The organism is Peiella sedimenti (genome assembly GCF_030504955.1).
GTDB classification, from domain to species: Bacteria; Pseudomonadota; Alphaproteobacteria; order Caulobacterales; family Caulobacteraceae; genus Brevundimonas; species Brevundimonas sedimenti.
The window spans coordinates 155,564-172,536 of record NZ_JAUKTR010000005.1; the positions used below are offsets into that span (position 1 = coordinate 155,564).

General features: G+C 70.3%; 11 protein-coding genes. 2 read left to right on the forward strand and 9 right to left on the reverse strand.

Going from position 1 to position 16,973, the window contains the following annotated elements; genetic code table 11:
- Positions 1–70 precede the first annotated feature (70 nt).
- The gene (locus Q0812_RS12055) at positions 71–2,344 is read right to left on the reverse strand and encodes a TonB-dependent receptor plug domain-containing protein (protein WP_302110588.1); all 2,274 of its coding nucleotides are present in this window, start codon (positions 2,342–2,344) and stop codon (positions 71–73) included.
- 100 nt (positions 2,345–2,444) lie between these two features.
- Here Q0812_RS12055 and Q0812_RS12060 point away from each other — a divergent pair, with 100 nt between their 5' ends.
- A complete protein-coding gene (locus tag Q0812_RS12060) occupies positions 2,445–3,560 on the forward strand; it encodes a phytase (RefSeq protein WP_302110589.1) in 1,116 nt (371 codons plus the stop codon).
- On the opposite strand, the gene Q0812_RS12065 is transcribed toward Q0812_RS12060, so the two are convergent.
- The gene (locus tag Q0812_RS12065) at positions 3,557–4,375 is read right to left on the reverse strand and encodes an LD-carboxypeptidase (RefSeq protein ID WP_302110590.1); all 819 of its coding nucleotides are present in this window, start codon (positions 4,373–4,375) and stop codon (positions 3,557–3,559) included. The two genes, Q0812_RS12060 and Q0812_RS12065, sit on opposite strands and share 4 nt — an antisense overlap.
- A 74-nt stretch (positions 4,376–4,449) precedes the next feature.
- Between Q0812_RS12065 and Q0812_RS12070 the strand changes: the two genes are divergently transcribed.
- Positions 4,450–5,850 carry a UDP-N-acetylmuramate--L-alanine ligase gene (locus Q0812_RS12070; RefSeq protein WP_302110591.1) on the forward strand — a complete coding sequence of 467 codons (1,401 nt, stop codon included), beginning with the start codon at positions 4,450–4,452 and terminating at the stop codon, positions 5,848–5,850.
- On the opposite strand, the gene Q0812_RS12075 is transcribed toward Q0812_RS12070, so the two are convergent.
- The 7 genes from Q0812_RS12075 to Q0812_RS12105 all read right to left on the reverse strand — a co-directional run bounded on the left by Q0812_RS12075 (position 5,827) and on the right by Q0812_RS12105 (position 16,965).
- A complete protein-coding gene (locus Q0812_RS12075) occupies positions 5,827–8,952 on the reverse strand; it encodes an efflux RND transporter permease subunit (protein WP_302110656.1) in 3,126 nt (1,041 codons plus the stop codon). The two genes, Q0812_RS12070 and Q0812_RS12075, sit on opposite strands and share 24 nt — an antisense overlap.
- Entirely contained in the window at positions 8,952–10,121 is a 1,170-nt protein-coding gene (locus tag Q0812_RS12080) for an efflux RND transporter periplasmic adaptor subunit (RefSeq protein ID WP_302110592.1), read from the reverse strand. Before Q0812_RS12080 ends, Q0812_RS12075 begins: the two co-directional genes overlap by 1 nt.
- Before the next feature lie 139 nt (positions 10,122–10,260).
- Positions 10,261–10,785 (reverse strand): GNAT family N-acetyltransferase, encoded by a 525-nt coding sequence (locus Q0812_RS12085; protein ID WP_302110593.1) that lies wholly within the window; start codon positions 10,783–10,785, stop codon positions 10,261–10,263.
- Between the two features lie 76 nt (positions 10,786–10,861).
- Complete coding sequence (locus Q0812_RS12090; protein ID WP_302110594.1) at positions 10,862–12,940, reverse strand: M13 family metallopeptidase; 2,079 nt, start codon at positions 12,938–12,940, stop codon at positions 10,862–10,864.
- A 106-nt stretch (positions 12,941–13,046) separates the two neighbouring features.
- A complete protein-coding gene (locus tag Q0812_RS12095; RefSeq protein ID WP_302110595.1) occupies positions 13,047–14,126 on the reverse strand; it encodes an acyl-CoA dehydrogenase family protein in 1,080 nt (359 codons plus the stop codon).
- A 2-nt stretch (positions 14,127–14,128) separates the two neighbouring features.
- Positions 14,129–15,313: an acyl-CoA dehydrogenase family protein gene (locus Q0812_RS12100; RefSeq protein WP_302110596.1), complete on the reverse strand. Its 1,185-nt coding sequence runs from the start codon at positions 15,311–15,313 to the stop codon at positions 14,129–14,131.
- Complete coding sequence (locus tag Q0812_RS12105) at positions 15,313–16,965, reverse strand: thiamine pyrophosphate-binding protein (RefSeq protein WP_302110597.1); 1,653 nt, start codon at positions 16,963–16,965, stop codon at positions 15,313–15,315. The genes Q0812_RS12100 and Q0812_RS12105 overlap by 1 nt, the downstream gene beginning before the upstream one ends.
- Positions 16,966–16,973 lie beyond the last annotated feature (8 nt).

Sequence of the window (16,973 nt, forward strand, 5' to 3'; positions counted from 1 at the left end):
GAAACCGCAGGCCGACTCAATGCATGAGCGGGCCTGCGGCTCCGATTCAGGGGCCTGAAAAGACTCTGGTTTAGAAGGCGTAGCGCGCCACCAGCTGCCAGACCGGGCCCGCCTCTTCCGACTCCAGTTCGAACTCGTCGTAATCGCGGGCCAGCTGGTCAGCGATGCTGTCGAACTTGTGGAAGGTCTCGTCCTTCGACGCGTTCAGCAGGTTCGAGCCGGTCAGGCGCAGCACGAAGTTGCGGCCGAAGCGGCGCTCGACGAACAGGTCCAGGTTGTCGCCGTACGAGGTGTAGACCTCCTCGGTAGCCACGCGGTCAAAGGCGTCGCCCTGCTGGTAGTAGGTGGCGCCGAAGGCCATGTTCCAGGTCGGGATGTCGTGGGTGAAGCCCGCGCTCAGGACATAGTCCGACTGGCCGTTGAAGCGGCGCTCCCCGGCGAAGTCGGTGATCTCGCTGTCCAGCCATGACAGGTTCAGGAAGACCCCGGTGTTCTCCATGTCCAGGACCGTCAGCGGCGTGGACAGGTCGAACTCGACGCCCCAGACGCTGCCGTCGCCGACGTTGTCGACGCTAAAGACGGACGTGCCCGCTCCGCCCGAGCCCACGGCGCCGGTGTCCACGTCCTCGATCAAATCCTCGACCGAGCGGTAGAAGACGTTCAGGCCCATGACGCCGCGGCGGCCCAGGCGACGCTCCACGCCCACATCGACGCCCCAGGCGGTCTCGGCCTGGAGGTTCGGGTTGCCGATGAAGTCGTCGTCGCCGTACTCCTCCTCGAGCAAGGCCGGAGACAGGTGGTTGAAGCTGGGACGGCGCAGGGTGCGGCCCGCCGACACGATCAGCCGATCCGTCTCGTTCAGCTGGAAGCGCAGCGAGGCCGAAGGCAGGATGATGTCCTCGTCGGTCTCCGTCACCGTTCCGGCCGTGCGGTCCGTGATGGTGATCTCGCTCTGGTCCAGACGCACGCCGGCTTCCCAGGTCAGGCGGCCGCTCTCGCCCGCCAGGACGACGTAGGGCTCGACGCGGTCTTCCTCGATGGTGTTGTCGCCGCCAGGCACGGGCGCATGGCCGGTGAGCGGCGGCACGGCCGGGCGGGGCCCGCCGTTCGGCACGTTGAAGCGGATGCGGTCCGCCTCCTGCACCAGGGTCTCGCGCTCCTTCCAGGTGAGGTCGACGCCGAACTCCATGGACAGGCCCGGCGCCAGGTCCCGCTCATGCTCGAGGCGCAGCCCGGTCTCGCGGTCATCCAGATCGGTCAGCTCCTGATCGACGGTGTAGCGGTCCTCGTCCGGGAAGGGCGTGGCGTCGCGCAGATACTCAGACTCCGCCTCGACCGAGGAAATGTCGTCGTTGTAGCGGGCGTGCGTCAGGCGGATGCGGCTTTCGCCGCCGAACATCTCGCGCTCCCAGCGGGCGCGGGTGGACCAGTTGGTGGAGCTGATATCCTCGACCTGATTGTTGTAGGTCAGCAGGTTCGGGCTGGTCAGAACGCCGTCCTGGTACTCGTAGGAGTTCTCGACCTCGTCGCGGCTGGTCAGGACGTAGGCGCCCGACAGCTCCAGCGCGCCGCCGAACAGAGGCTGCTCGTAGGCGGCGTTGAACGAGTAATCCATGCCGTCGCGGATGTCGGACTGCAGCTCGATATTGTCCAGCGTGCCGCCTGGCTCATCGAAGCGCCAGCTGGTCTTGGACTTGGGATTGCGGCGGCCCTGAACGTTCATGCCCAGCAGCAGGCGGCCGCCCGGGCCCACCTCGCCGCCCCAGACGGCGCCGAAGGTCGGGACGACCCGGCCGTCGTCAAAGCGCAGACCGCCGAAACGGAGATAGCCGCCTTCCAGGGTGTAGGCGTCGCGCAGCACGATGTTGATGGCGCCGGCCACCGCATCGCCCGAGCGGCGGGCCGACGGAGCGCGCACCACCTCGACCCGCTCGATCAGTTCGGCGGGGATACGGTCCACGAAGAAGGAGCGGTCGACGCCGGCGCCCGGCACGCGGTCGCCGTTGATTAGGATCTGGGTGTAGCCCGGGTCCAGGCCGCGCAGGCGCGCACCGTCCGACTCGATCACATCCGACAGGAAGGTGACGCTGGGCACGCGGCGCAGGGCGTCCCCCACGGTCAGCGGCTCGAAGCGTTGGAAGTACTCCAGGTCGTAGGACAGGGTCGGCACCACGTCGTCGGTGCGGTTGCGGAACACCGGCTGAGCCGTGACGATGATCTCCTGCACCGCCGTCGGCTGGTTCTCGGCGGTGTTCTGGGCCTGGTCGCCATCCGCCGCGAAGGCGTGGGAGGCCATGATCAAGGGGGCCGCAGCGCCCGTCATGATCAGCTTAGAGACTTTCATATTCTTGTCGCCCCAATGTTATCGACTGGTCATTGACCAGTCTGGACCGGTGTGGTCTTTCCCGAGGCGCAATATGGCTGAGCTGTTCGGAGGGCCAGTGATGATTTCGTGTCAGTACAGCAATGGGAATATTTCACGGCTGGCGTCCCTGACTTCGGCTTTCCTTGTGATTTCAGGATGCGCCGCCCTGGACCCGGAACTGTTCTCAGACAGCCGCCGCATGGCGGTGGGCGCAGGAACCCCCGTGCCCGTGGCGGGCGAGACACAGGCCGTCGGCACCACCCGCGCCGACGCCGCCGACGACCCGGAGATCTGGGTCGATCCGCGCGATCCGTCGCGGGGCGTCATCCTGGGCACTGACAAGCAGGCCGGGCTCTACGTCTATGGGTTCGACGGCGCTGTGCGCGCCTTCATTCCGGACGGGCGGCTGAACAATGTCGACCTGCGCGGCGGCTTCCCGACCCCCCAGGGAGAGCGCGTTCTGGTCGCCGCCAGCGACCGCGGCCGCATGGGCGCGGCGCTCTACCTGCTCAACCCGGACACGCTGGAGCTGACCCCCTGGGGTCTCGTGCCTCTGGACCTGACCGAGCCCTATGGCCTGTGCATGGGCCGCCGCGCCCACACCGGCGACTATGTCGTCATCGTCAACAGCACCGACGGTCAGGTGCGCCAGGTCCGCGTCTCGGCCGACACGCAGGGCCGGGTGGTCACGCACGAGGAACGTCGCTTCGGCCTGGCCACCCAGGTGGAGGGCTGCGTCGTCGATGATGCGCGCGGCCGCCTCTACATCGGCGAAGAGGCGCGCGGCGTCTGGCAGTTCGACCTGAATGCGCCTGACGAAGGTCGGCTGGTGGCCGAGGCGCCCTCCGCCATGCTGGTCCCGGACGTGGAGGGGCTCACCCTGTTGCACGACGGGACCGAGAGTTTCCTCATCGCTTCCAGCCAGGGCGACAGCGCCTTTGCGGTCTGGCGCGCGGATGGCCCGGAACTAGCCTACCTCGGACGCTTCTCGCCCGCGGCGGCGAACGGCGTCGATGGGGTCACGGGCACCGACGGGGTCGCGGCCCTGGGAGGTCAGGTGGGACCGTTCCCGGCCGGCCTCGTGGTCATGCAGGACGACGTCGATGCCGAGGGCGAGGAGGCCTCCACCCGCCGCGCGCGTCAGAACTACAAGCTGGTCGACTGGCGCGAGGTGCGCCGCGCGCTCGGCTTCTAGCCGAAGGGCACGATGCGGTTGCCGATGTCGTGGCCGATGTCGGCTGGTCCGAGGAAAGGAACGCCCGCCCGGTCGCACCAGTGGCGCACGATCTCCTCGGGCGTCTGGCCGAAGGGCGGATCGTTCTCGGGGATGTCCGACACCCGCCCCAGCCGAATGCCCTTCAGGCCCTTCAGCGCGGGGCTGGAGGTCAGCTGCCACAGGTCGCGGTCGATGCGGTAGAGGTGCTCGGACACCTCTTCGATCATCAGCACATGGCCGGACAGATCCGGCATCCACGGCGTGCCCAGAAGGTGGTTCAGGATCACCAGGTTGAAGGCCGCGCGCGGCGCTCCGTCGTCCGAAGGCTCAAGCCCCTCAGGATCGCGCCGGACCAGCCAGTTCAGCGCCCGGACCACCGCCGCCTCGCCGCCAGGGCGCAGGGCGTCCTGCGCCATGGGACCGTGCGCCACGCCGCCGAATCCCGCCGAATAGAGCGCGCCCAGCAGCGTGCCGGCGTCCGAATAGCCCAGATAGGTCTTGTTTCGCGCCGTCCTGTTCAACCCGGGCATGACCCGGTCCAGCAGACGGCAGCTGCCATAGCCGCCGCGCGCGAACCACAGGGCGTCGAAGCCGGGGTCGTTGGCCACGTCGAGAAAGGCCTCGGCGCGCGCCGCGTCATCGCCGGCGAAGTGGCCCGCCGCACGGTTCCCGCTGGGATGAAAGACGATCTCGGCCTCGCCGGGCGAGAACAGGCCCCTGGCGATGTCCTGCACGGCGGCCTCGGTCCCCGGCGCGAGACGCGAAGCGGTGGCGACGACGCCGATACGGACCATGCGGACTTGCCCCCTTCATGCGGCCGGAATCGCCTCATTGCCCGGCGCGCGGGCGCACCTTATCAGACCCAGCCATGAGCGAGCAGCGATCCTGGTTCTTCTGTGGCGTCGGCGGCAGCGGCATGGCGCCCCTGGCGGCCATCGCCCTTTCGCGAGGGGATCGCGTCGCCGGGTCGGACCGCTCGCGCGACCAGGGCCGCAATGGCGAGCGCTTCGCCTGGCTTGAGGCGCAAGGGGTGCGCCTGTTTCCCCAGGACGGCTCAGGCCTGACATCGGCCGACCAGACCCTGGTGGTCTCCAGCGCCGTGGAGGAGACCATCCCGGACGTGCAGGCCGCCCGCGCGGCCGGCGCGCCGGTCATCAAGCGGGCCGAGTTGCTGTCGCGCCTGTTCAACCAGGCGGCCCTGCGCATCGGCGTGGCGGGCACCAGCGGCAAGTCCACCGTCACCGCCATGACAGGCTGGATGATGCACCAGGCCGGGCGCGACCCCACCATCGTCAACGGCGCGGACATGACCAACTTCGTGGGGCCCGACCGGCCCTTCGCCGCCGCCCTGGCGGGCCAGGGCGAGGCCTTCGTCGCCGAGGTGGACGAGAGCGACGGCTCCATCGCTCTCTACGATCCGACCGTGGCGGTGGTCACCAACGTCTCGCTCGACCACAAGAGCCTGGACGAGTTGCGCGACCTCTTCGGCGATTTCACCCGAAAGGCGCAGACGGCGGTGCTCAACCTCGACAACGAAGAGACCGCCGCGCTGGCCCAGGGCCTCGGCGGCCGAGCGCGCACCTTCAGCCTCGAGAACGATCAGGCCGACCTGTCAGCCGGGGATCTGCTGCCTCTGGCGGACGGCGTCGCCTTCGACCTGCTCGAGCGCGCGACCGGCCGGACAAGGCGCGTGCGACTGAAGGTTCCGGGCGCCCACAACGTCGGCAACGGCCTGGCCGCTCTGTTGGCGGTGCAGGCGGCCGGTGTGTCGTTGGACGAGGCCGTCGCCGCGCTTGAGGGCTTCACCGGCGTGCGGCGTCGGCTTGAGACCATCGGCGAGAGCGGCGGCGTCACGATCATCGACGACTTCGCCCACAACCCCGACAAGATCGCCGCCACCCTGGCCACCCTGCACGCCTTTCCCGGGCGGCTGCTGGTGATGTTTCAGCCGCACGGCTACGGCCCCCTGCGCCTGATGCGCCAGGCCTTCGTCGAAGGCTTCGTGCGCGACCTGAACCCGGAGGATGTGCTGCTGATGCCCGAGCCCGTCTATCAGGGCGGCACGGTGGACCGCTCGGTCTCGACCGCCGATCTGGTGGGCGACCTGACCGCGCGCGGCGTCAGGGCCGAGGCGCAGCCGAGCCGCGCCGACTGCGGCGATCGGCTTGTCCAGCTGGCCACGGCAGGCGACCGCATCGTCGTCATGGGCGCGCGGGACGACACCCTGACGGTGTTCGCGCGCGAGCTACTGGGCCGGCTGGGCGGCTGAAGACGCCTCTTCGGCCTCAAATTCCTCGATGACCTTGGCGGTGTGCTCGGGACTCTTCGTGAAGCGCCCGAAGACCGCATAAAAGACCGGCGCGATGAACAGGGTCAGCAGGGTGGCGAACATCGCGCCCGCGAAGATGACCACGCCGATGGTCTGGCGGCTGCCCGCCCCCGCCCCCTGCCACAGGACCAGCGGCAGAGCCCCGAAGGCCGTGGCGATCGAGGTCATGATGATGGGCCGCAGGCGCAGGGCCGAGGCCTCGATCACCGCCTGGCGCAGGGTGCGGCCCTGGTCGCGCAGCTGGTTGGCGAACTCGACGATGAGGATGCCGTTCTTGGCCGCCACCCCGATCAGGATGATCAGGCCGATCTGCGAATAGACGTTCAGGCTGGACCCGGCCATGACCAGGCCGAACAGCCCCCCGGCCGCCGCCAGCGGCACGGTCAGCATGATGACCGCCGGGCTGATCCAGCTTTCGAACTGGGCGGCCAGGGCCAGAAAGACGAGCAGCAGCGCCAGGCCGAAGGCCAGGGCGACCGCGCCGCCCGCCTCCTGCAGCTCGCGCGCCTGGCCGCCCCAGCGCGGCGTCAGGTTGGGGGCGTGAATGCGCGCCTGGTCCTGCAGGAACTCCACCGCCTGGGCGACCGTGTAGCCGTCGGCCACGTCCGCCGACAGGGTGATGGCGCGCTGGCGGTCCAGACGGCGCCGGTCGGGCGTGTCGCCGCTGGCGCGAGTCTCGACCACCGAGGCCAGGGGCGTCACCCCGCCCTGGGCCGTGCGTACGTACAGGCGGTCCAGGTCCGACAGGTTCTGCCGGTTGGCCCGGTCGGTCTGCAGGATGACGTCGTACTCCTTGCCGCCGCGGATATAGGTGGTGGCCCGCCGCGCCCCGAACATGGTCTCCAGCGTGCGGCCCACGGTCTGGGACGAGACGCCCAGCGAGGCGGCCCGCTCGGGGTCCACATTGACCAGCACCCGCGGCGCGTTCGGCTCGTAGTCGATGCGCGGCCGGCTCAGGGCTGGGGCGTCGCGGGCGGCGTCCAGGATCGGCTGCATGGCCTGATAGATCTGGTTGTAGTCCGGCCCGGTCAGGATCAGGTCGACGCCGTTGCCGCCGCCGCCGCGCTGGAAGGGGCCCGGCACGTTGGCGTTGACCCGCGCCGCCGTGATGCCGGACAGGCGCCGGTTCAGGTCACGAGCGATATCATCAGCCGACGTGGTGCGCTCGCCCCAGTCCTTCAGACCCAGGACGCCGTTGCCGGTGTTGAAACTGCCGCCGCCGAAGCCAGGCGCCGAAACGAGGTAGCTGTCGGCCTCGCCCGCCTGGCGGTAGGCGTTCAGGGCCGTCTCGATGTCCAGCATCACCGTGCGCGTGGCGTCAAAGCCGGTGCCTTCGGGGCCTTCGGCGCGCACGATGACCCGGCCCCGATCCTCGGCGGGCGTCAGCTCGTTGGGAAGGATCGCGAACATGCCCCAGGCGCCCAGGGCCACCAGCGCCACCGTCGCGCCCGCCCCCCAGACAGCCGCGCGGCGGCCGATCAGGGCTTCAAGCGAGCCGCGATACGACGCCTTCAGCCCCTCCATGGCCGCGTCGACCTTGCGGGCGACCAGGCCCTGTCCGCTGGCGGGGCGCAGCAGCTTCGACGCCAGCATGGGCGACAGCGTCAGGGCCAGGAAGGCCGAAAAGGCCACGGCGGCGGCGATGGCGGCGGCCAGCTCGACGAACAGCCGTCCCACATAGCCGGGCAGGAACATCAGCGGCGCGAAGACCGAGATCAGCACCACGGTGGTGGCGATGACGGCGAAGAAGACCTGGCGCGCCCCGCGCTGGGCCGCGATCACCGGCGGCTCGCCCATGTCGATGCGGCGCTGGATGTTCTCGGTCACGACGATGGCGTCGTCCACCACCAGGCCGATGGCCAGCACCAGCCCGAGCAGGGTCAACAGGTTCAGCGAAAAGCCCAGCGGCGCAAGAACGATAAAGGTCGCCAGAAGGCAGATGGGCGCGACGATGGACGGGATCAGGGCGGCCCTCAGCGTGCCCAGGAAGACGAAGTTGACGATGGCCACCAGCACCAGGGCGATGCCGATGGTGATCCACACCTCCTCGATGGCGTGGGAGGTGAAGACCGAGTTGTCCGATCCGACCTCCAGCGTCGCGCCCTCCGGCAGGCTCGGGCGCACCTCCTCAATGGCGGCGCGGACGCCTTCGGAGATCTGGAGGTCGTTGGCCTGGGACTGGCGCGTCACGGCCAGGCCGATCTGGTCCATGCCGTTGCCCCGGAACAGGCGGCGCGGCTCGGCCGGGGCCTCCTCGATGCGCGCCACATCGCCCAGGCGGGTGACATAGCCGCCCTCGCCGGGCTGGCCGACGGGCAGGGTCGCGAACTGCTCCGGGCGGCTGTAGCTGCGCGCCACGCGCACCGTGTAGTCGCGCTGATCCGATTCCAGGGCGCCGGCGGGCAGCTCCACATTCTGGGCGGTCAGGGCCGCCTCCACGTCCTGCACGGTCAGGCGATTGGCGGCCAGGGCGTCCGGGTCCAGCCAGATGCGCATGGCGTAGCGCTGCTCGCCGAAGATGTTGACCGTCGCCACGCCCGGCACGGTCGAGAATCGCTCCACCAGATAGCGCTCGGCGTAGTCGGTCAGCTCCATGCGGCTCATGCCGGTCGAGCGCAGGAAGACGATCATGATGGGCGAGGAGTCGGCGTCGGCCTTGGCCACCTGGGGCGGCTCGGCCTGGTCGGGCAGACGGCCCGCCACCCGGCTGACCCGGTCGCGCACGTCGTTGGCGGCGGCGTCGATGTCGCGGTCCAGGGCGAACTCGATGGTCACGCGGCTGCGCCCATCGCGGCTGGACGAGGTGATCCGCTCCACGCCCTGCAGGCCCGAGACCTGCTGTTCGATGGGCTCGGTGATGCGGCTCTCGATCACCTCGGCCGAGGCGCCGTTGTAGGCCGTCGAGATCGACACCACGGGCGGGTCGATATTGGGCAGCTCGCGCACCGGCAGGGCGAAGAAGGCCGCCGCCCCGATCACGCACAGGACGATGGCGGCCACGGCGGCCAGGACCGGCCGCTTCACCGCGATGTCGGACAGCATCATGGGCGCTTGCCCGCCGGGGCCCGCCCGCCGCCGGCGCCGTTCACGCGGATCGGCGCGCCCGGCTGCAGCCGGTTCAGCCCGCCCACCACGATGCGCTCGCCCGGACCGACCCCGGCCAGGATCTCGACGAAGCCGCCCTCGATGGCGCCGGTTTCGACCAGCACCCGCTGGGCGGTCATCCCGTCGGGGCCCTGGACGGCGCGGAAGACATAGGCCTGATCGCCCTCGAACAGCACCGCCTGCTCCGGGGCCGCCAGGGACGTGCGCACGCCCTGGTCGATGCTGACGCGCACCAGCATGCCGGGACGCAGGGCGCCATCGGCGTTGGGCAGAACGGCGCGCGCCGTCAGGGACCGGTTCTGCTCATCGATGCGGGTGTCCAGCAGGCGGATGGCGCCCGGGAACTCACGGCCCGGCAGGGCGTCGGCGCGCGCCGTTATGGGCAGACCTGCGCGCAGGGCCGAAACCCGCCGCTCGGGCACCGGGAAGTCCACGCGGATCGAGGACAGGTCGTCCAGGGTGGCGATCACCGTGCCCGGATTGACCAGCGTGCCGGGGGTTACGTCCGTCAGGCCCATGACGCCCGAGAAGGGCGCGCGGATGACCCGGTCGCCAAACCGCGCCTGGGCGCCTTCCAGCCGGGTCCGGGCGTTCTCGAAATCGGTCTCCGCCTGTTCCAGCCGCGCGGGCGCGGCGATGCCGCGCTCAGCCAGGTCGCGCCAGCGGGCCAGGTCGCGCTCGGCCTGATTCAGGTCGGCGCTGGCGGCGGCGATGGCGGCGCTCTCTTCGCCCGCCTGCAGCTGGATCAGGGGCTGGCCGGCGCGCACGCGCTGGCCGTCGGTGAAATAGACGCGCGCCACCAGTTCCGTGGCGGCCGAGGTGATCTCGACGGACCTCAGGCCGCTGGCCGCGCCCAGCGCCTCCAGCCGGTCGCGGAACTCGCGCGGCTGCACCTGGATCAGGCTGACCGTCTGCGCCCGACCGCCGGGTCCGCCCGGTCCGCCCGGACCCTTCTCTTCCGCGCCGCCCGCCGTCAGCCGCAGCAGCACCGCCAGCGCCATCACCAGGATCAACCCCAGCGCCAGCGCCAGGAACCAGTGACGCCGCGCCAGTGCGGCGAAGCGGGCGTTCGTACGCGACGGCGGGGGTGTATAGGGGGCGTTCAAGGCAGCCGGAACTCCGTCAAGAGGGGTGCGAACCCAGCCGGTCTATTGGCCCTCACGTTGAAGGCCGTAAAGCGGAAACCGCACCTGAGGGGGTGGCGAAAACGCCGCGCCTGACGTTACGCGAACCGGGCCGGACGGATCACCCTGGCCTGCGCCTTTCGAGCAGCGCCACCTCGGCTTCGTGAAAGGTTGTGCGGGCGTACTCCACATACCCCGCGCGGGCCGCCGTGCGCAGCGAGGCGGGGTTGTCAGGCGTGATCATGCAGGCGGTGCGCTCGACGCCGCGCGCATCGGCCCAGGCCAGCACGGCGCTGAGGGCCTCGCTCGCCAGGCCCTTGCCGTGGTGTTCCGGCAGCAGCGCCCAGCCGGCCTCGGGCGCGCCGCCGAAGCCGGGCGTCAGCGGCCGCCGCGCCTCGAACAGACCCATGTCGCCGATGAAGGCGCCGCTGGCCCTGTCGGTGACGGCGAACATGCCGAAGCCCAGCAGCCGCCAGCCGCCCGCATAGCGCAGCAGGCGCGACCAGGTCTCGTCCGGCCGAGGCGTGGGCAGACCGATGGCCTGGCTCACCACCGGGTGGCTCCACAGCCGGTGCAGGTCGTCGAAGTCCGATACGGCGTGCGGCCTCAGGATCAGGCGCGGGGTCGAGAGTACGGGCGGCTCCAACGGGGTCTCCAGCAGGCGAGAAAAAGGCCGGGCTCTCGTCGAACCCGGCCTTTCCCGTCTCACGAAGATGTCGGCCTTACCAGAGGCGCACGCGCTGTTCCGGCGGGATGTACATCGGATCGCCGGGCTGGATGTTGAAGGCCTCGTACCAGGCGTCCATGTTGCGCACCACGCCATTGACGCGGGCGAAGGCCGGCGCGTGCGGGTCCGAGACCAGCAACTGGCGGGCGAAGGCCTCGCGGTCCTTGCTGCGCCACACCTGAGCCCAGCCCAGGAAGACGCGCTGCTCGCCGGTCAGGCCGTTGATGACGGGCGCCGGGCGGCCGTTCAGCGACATGCGATAGGCCTCCAGCGCCATGGTCAGGCCGGCCAGGTCGGCGATGTTCTCGCCCATGGTCAGCTCGCCGTTGATGTGGGCGTCCGGGAACATGGGCAGGGCCTCGTACTGGGCGCCCAGCCGGTCGGCCTGCACCTGGAAGCGGGCGGCGTCGTCGGGCGTCCACCAATCGCGCAGGCGGCCGTCGCCGTCCGATTTGCGGCCCTGATCGTCGAAACCGTGGCTGATTTCGTGACCGATCACGCCGCCGATGGCGCCGTAGTTGATGGCCGGATCGGCGTCCGGATCGAAGAAGGGCGGCTCCAGAATGGCGGCCGGGAAGGTGATGTCGTTCCGCGTGGGACGGTACCAGGCGTTCACCAGCTGCGGTCCGCGGGTCCATTCCTCGCGATCGACGGGCTGGCCCAGCTGCCAGAGATTGTAGGTCCAGTTCAGCTGGTTGGCCCGCTGGATGTTGCCCACCAGATCATCGTCGCTCAGCTGCAGCTCGCTGAAGTCGCGCCAGCGCGGCGGCGCGCCGATATTCGTGCCGAACTTCGACAGCTTGGTCAGCGCCTCCTGCTTGGTCGGATCGCTCATCCAGTCGAACTGGCCGATGCGAACCTCCAGCGCGCGGCGCAGGTTGGCGATCAGGTCCGCCATCTGGGCCCGGCTTTCAGCGGTGTAGTAGCGGTCCGCATAGAGGCGGCCGACGGCGTGATTGATGTTGTTGTTGACCAGATCGACCCCCCGGCGCCAGCGTGGCGCGTTCTGGGGCTGGCCGCTCAGGGTCTTGCCGTTGAAGTCGAAGTTGGCCTCCACGAAGGCCGATGACAGGTAGGGCGCGGCGTTGTTCGCGTACTGGAACGCCATCCAGGCCTGCAGCACATCGACGGGGGTCTCGCTCCACACCCGAGCCATGCCGGCGAACGCGGTGGGTTGCGCCACGATCGTGAAATCCTGGGCGGCGAAGCCCGCCGCCTGCTGATAAGCGCGCCAGTCAAAGCCGGGCGCCTGCGCCTCAAGCTCGGCGAGGCTGCGGCGGTTATAGGTGGCGGTGTCGTCGCGGCTTTGGGCCGACGTCCAGTGTTCGCGGGCGAGGGCGGTTTCGAACGCCATGACCTGCGCGGCGGCGGCCTCGGGCTGATCCCAGCCGATCATGCCCAGCATGCGGGCGATATGGGCCTGATAGGCCGCTCGCGTCTCGGCGAACCGGTCCTCCAGATAGTAGTCGCGGTCTGGCAGACCGAGCCCGCCCTGGCTGGTCCACACCACATTGCGCGTGGGATCATTGGCGTCGGCGCTCACGTAGCCGCCGAACAGGGTCGGGTGGAAATCGGTGAAGGCGCGGCCCATCAACCGCGCCAGGGCGCCGCGTTCAGAGGCGTTGCGGATTTCGGCCAGCTCGTCCCGGATCGGCTGGGCGCCCAGGTTCTCCAGACGCGCCTCGTCCATGAAGCTGCGATAGAAGGAACCGATCAGCCGCTGATCGGCGCTGGGGTTCTGGGACGAGGCGGAAGTCTCGATGATGTCGCGCACGCGCGCGTCGGACAGCGCGCGCAAGACGTGGAAGTTCCCCCAACGCGAACGGTCAGCCGGGATTTCGGTGCGCTCCAGCCAGCCGCCGTTGGCCCACTGGAAGAAGTCGTCGCCCGGCCGGATCGAGGTGTTCATGCCGGTCAGGTCCAGGCCCCACTCGCCGAACTGGGGCGAGGCCAGCGGATCGGCCGCGGTCTGGGCGGGCGCCTGAGCGGGCGCCTGAGCGGGCGTCTGCGCCACGACCGGCTGGCTGGCCAGAACGGCCGCGACCGTGGCCAACATCAGATGTCTGAATTTCATGGATCGTTCCTCCCCAAGCGGGCGGGACGATAGTCCCCGAGGAACGCGCCAGACATTAAATCCCTGTCACAAAGCCTGCGTCAGAACGACCGGACTTGCGGAATCCTCAGTATCCGAGCGCCCGCGCCGCCAACTCCCGCTGCTGGTCCGCATCGCCGAGCAGGCGGTCCAGAAGACGCTGCCGCTTCATGTAGAGCCCCGGATCGGCCTCGTCGGTCATGCCCATGCCGCCGTGCATCTGCACTGCCTCCTGCACGGCCAGGGCGGCGACCTGGCCGGCCTTGGCCTTGGCGGCGGCCACGGCGAAGGCGGCGTCCGCGGCGTCCGCCTCCAGCAGGCGCAGGGCCTTCAGGGTCCCCGCGCGGGCCAGCTCGATCTCGCAGAACAGGTGCGCGGCCCGGTGTTGCAGGGCCTGGAAGCGGCCGATCTCGACCCCGAACTGCTTCCTCGTGCGCAGGTGCTCGCCGGTGAGGGCGAAGACGCCTTCCGCCAGCCCGGTCATCTCGGCGGCGGCGCAGGCGCGGCCGAGGCTAAGGAAGCGTTCCACCAGGTCCGCCCCGCCCAGCCGCTGGGCGGGCGCCCCCTCCAGCGCCAGCCGCGCGGATTGGGAGCCGTCCAACAGCACGTCCGTCTCCCGCGTCAGGCCGTCCGCGCCCCCCTCGACCAGGAAAAGACCCGCGCCCTCCGCGTCCGCAGCCGCGACCACGAAGGCATCCGCCGCCGCGCCGTCCAGCACGAAGGTCTTGGCCCCGGTCAGACGACAGCCGTTGCCGCTGGCCTCGGCCTGACAGGTCAGGCGATCAGGCGCGTGACGGCCCTCCTCATCGACGGCGAGGCCGATCACCGCCTCACCCGCCGCCAGGGCGCCCAGACGTTCCGCTTCGCCGCCGCCGGCCAGGGCCGCCGCCGCCATGACGCCGCTGGACAGGAATGGGCTGGGCGCTAGCGTCCGCCCCGCCGCCAGGGCGATCAGCCCCGCCTCAACCGGGCCGAGACCCGACCCGCCGTCGGCCTCTGGAACCAGCACCCCGGCGAAGCCCATCTCGCCCATGGCGCGCCACAGGCCGGCGTCGACGCCCTTGCTCTTCCGGTCGTCGCGAACCCGGCGGCGCAAGGCGACCGGCGCCTGTTCGGCGAAGAAGCCGCCGGCGGCCTCGAGCAGCAGGGTCTGTTCCTCGGTCAGCATGCTCACGCCCCCGGCAGCCGCAGCAGGTGCTTGGCGATGATGTTCAGCTGCACCTCACTGGTCCCGCCCTCGATGGAGTTGGCCTTGGTCCGCAGCCAGTCGCGGGCCGCGGCGCCCCCGTTCGAGCGCGCGCCTTCCCATTCCAGCGCGTCCGAGCCGCCCGCCGCCATCAGCAGCTCGTGGCGGCGCTTGTTCAGCTCGGCGCCGTAGTACTTCAGCACCGAGGCCATGGCCGGGTGCGCCCGGCCCGCCGCCAGGGCCGCGCCCGTCTCCTCCAGCGCCGCGTCAAAGGCGAAGGCGTCCACGTCGAACTCGGCCAGCCGCGCGCGCAGCATGGGCTGGTCCAGCCGCCCCGCATCGTCCCGGCCCAGCCGCTCGGCCGCCAACTCACCCAGGGGCCGCGCGTTCGCCGCCTGGCCCATGGCGCCGATCATGGCGCGCTCGTGCCCCAGCAGATACTTGGCCACGTCCCAGCCGCGGTTCAGCTCGCCGACCAGGTTCTCCTTCTCCACGCGCACACCGTCGAAAAAGGTCTCGCAAAAGGGGGACTTGCCGCTGATCAGGGTGATGGGCCGGGTCGAGACGCCCGGCGTCTTCATGTCGAACAGGACGAAGCTGATCCCCAGGTGCTTGGGCGCCTCGGGGTCCGTGCGCACCAGGCAGAAGATCCAGTCGGCCTGATCGGCGTAGGAGGTCCAGATCTTCTGGCCGTCGACGATCCAGTGGTCGCCGCGATCCTCCGCGCGGGTCTGCAGTGAGGCCAGGTCCGATCCCGCGCCGGGCTCAGAATAGCCCTGACACCAGCGGATCTCACCGCGCACGATGGGCGGCAGGAATTTTCGCTTCTGCTCTTCCGTGCCGTATTTCAGCAGAGCCGGACCCAGCATCCAGACGCCGAAGCTGACCAAGGGCGGGCGGGCTCCGATGCGCGCCATCTCCTCGCGCAGCACCTGGGCCTGGTCATGGGACAGCCCGCCGCCGCCGTATTCGGCGGGCCATTCCGGCGCCGTCCAGCCCCGCGCGGCCATGCGCTCCAGCCACAGGCGCTGGTCCTGCGACTGGAAGACGAAGTCGCGACCGCCCCAGCACATGTCCTCTTCGGACGCCACCGGCGTGCGCATGGACGCCGGGCAGTTCGCCTCCAGCCAGGCGCGCGTCTCAGCGCGGAAGGCGTCCAGTTCGATCATCAGCCGCCTCTCAGCTGGGTCAGGGTTCGCCCGGGCGCGATGGCCTCCACGTCGCAGATGAGGTGGATCAGGGCGGGCCGCCCGGCCTTTCGCGCCGCCGCCAGCGCCTCGGGGAAGTCCTCGGTGCGCTCGACCCGGAAGCCGGCCGCGCCGAAGGCCTCGGCATAGGCGACGAAGTCGGGGTTTTTCAGATCGGTGGCCACCACCCGGCCCGGATATTCGCGCTCCTGGTGCATGCGAATGGTCCCATAGGCGCCGTTGTCCGCCACCACGACGATCAGGTTGGCGCCGTACTGCACGGCGGTCGCCAGCTCCTGCCCCGTCATCAGGAAGTCGCCGTCCCCGGCGAAGCACACCACCTCGCGATGCGGCTCGACCAGCTTGGCGGCGACGGCGGCGGGGAAGCCGTAGCCCATGGCGCCGGAGGTGGGCGCCAGTTGCGTCCGCCGCGCCCGGTGCCGGTAGAAGCGGTGCAGCCACGCCGCGAAGTTGCCCGCCCCGTTGGTGATGACGGCGTCGGCCGGCAACGTCCCGGCCATGTGCGCCACCACCTCCGAGAGGTTGACGCTGGCCTCGACCGGAACCGGCTGGGTGAAGGCCTCGTACTCCGCCCGCGCCGCATCCCGCCATTCAGTCCAGGCGCGTCCCGGCTCGAGGGTGGCCAGCCCCTTGGCGGCCGAGGCCACGTCGGCGCAGGCGGTGATGGCGGCGGGCCAGACGCGGTTCAGTTCTTCGGGCCCGGCGTGGATGTGGATCAGCCGCTCGGGCGTCGTGGTCCGGTCGAGCAGGGAATAGCCCTGGGTCGGATTCTCGCCCAGCCGCGCGCCCACGGCCAGGGTCAGGTCGGCGGTCTTCACCCGCTCGATCAGCTTCGGGTTCGGCCCCAGCCCCAGATCGCCGACGTAACAGGGGTGGTCGTTCGAAACGATGTCCTTGCGCCGGAAGGACAGCACGATGGGCAGGTCGATCCGGGCCGCCCACTCGGCGATGCAGATGGACGCCTCGTCCGTCCAGCCCGAGCCGCCCAGGACCAGCAGCGGCCGCTCGGCCCGCTTCAGCCGCGACTCGATGGCGGCCACGGTCCCTGGGTCCAGGGCCGAGAGGGCCGGGCTGACGGCCGCGATCGGCGCCGGGCCGCCGGGCTGCTCCAGCACGTCCTCGGGCAGGGCCATGACCACCGGTCCGCGCCGGCCGTTCAGGCTGGTGGCGATGGCGCGGCCGACGATCTCGACGGTGCGCTCGGGCTGGTCCAGTTCGGTCGCCCATTTGGCCAAGGTTCCGAAGACGGCGGCGTAGTCCACCTCCTGGAAGGCGCCCCGGCCCTTGTCGGCGCGGCTGACCTGGCCGACGAACAGGATCATCGGCGTGGAGTCCTGCTCGGCCGTGTGGACGCCGATCGAGGCGTGGGTGGCCCCCGGGCCGCGCGTGACCATGCAGACGCCCGGCCTGCCGGTGAGCTTGCCGTAGGCCTCGGCCATGTTGGCGGCCCCCGCCTCGTGGCGGCAGGCGACGACCTTGATCCGGTCCTTCACGTCGGCCAGCGCGTCCAGGACGGCCAGATAGCTTTCGCCCGGCACGCAGAAGACGTGATCGATCCCGTTCAGGATCAGGGTCTCGACCAGGCGGCGGGCGCACGTATCAGGAGCTTGCATGGCTTTGC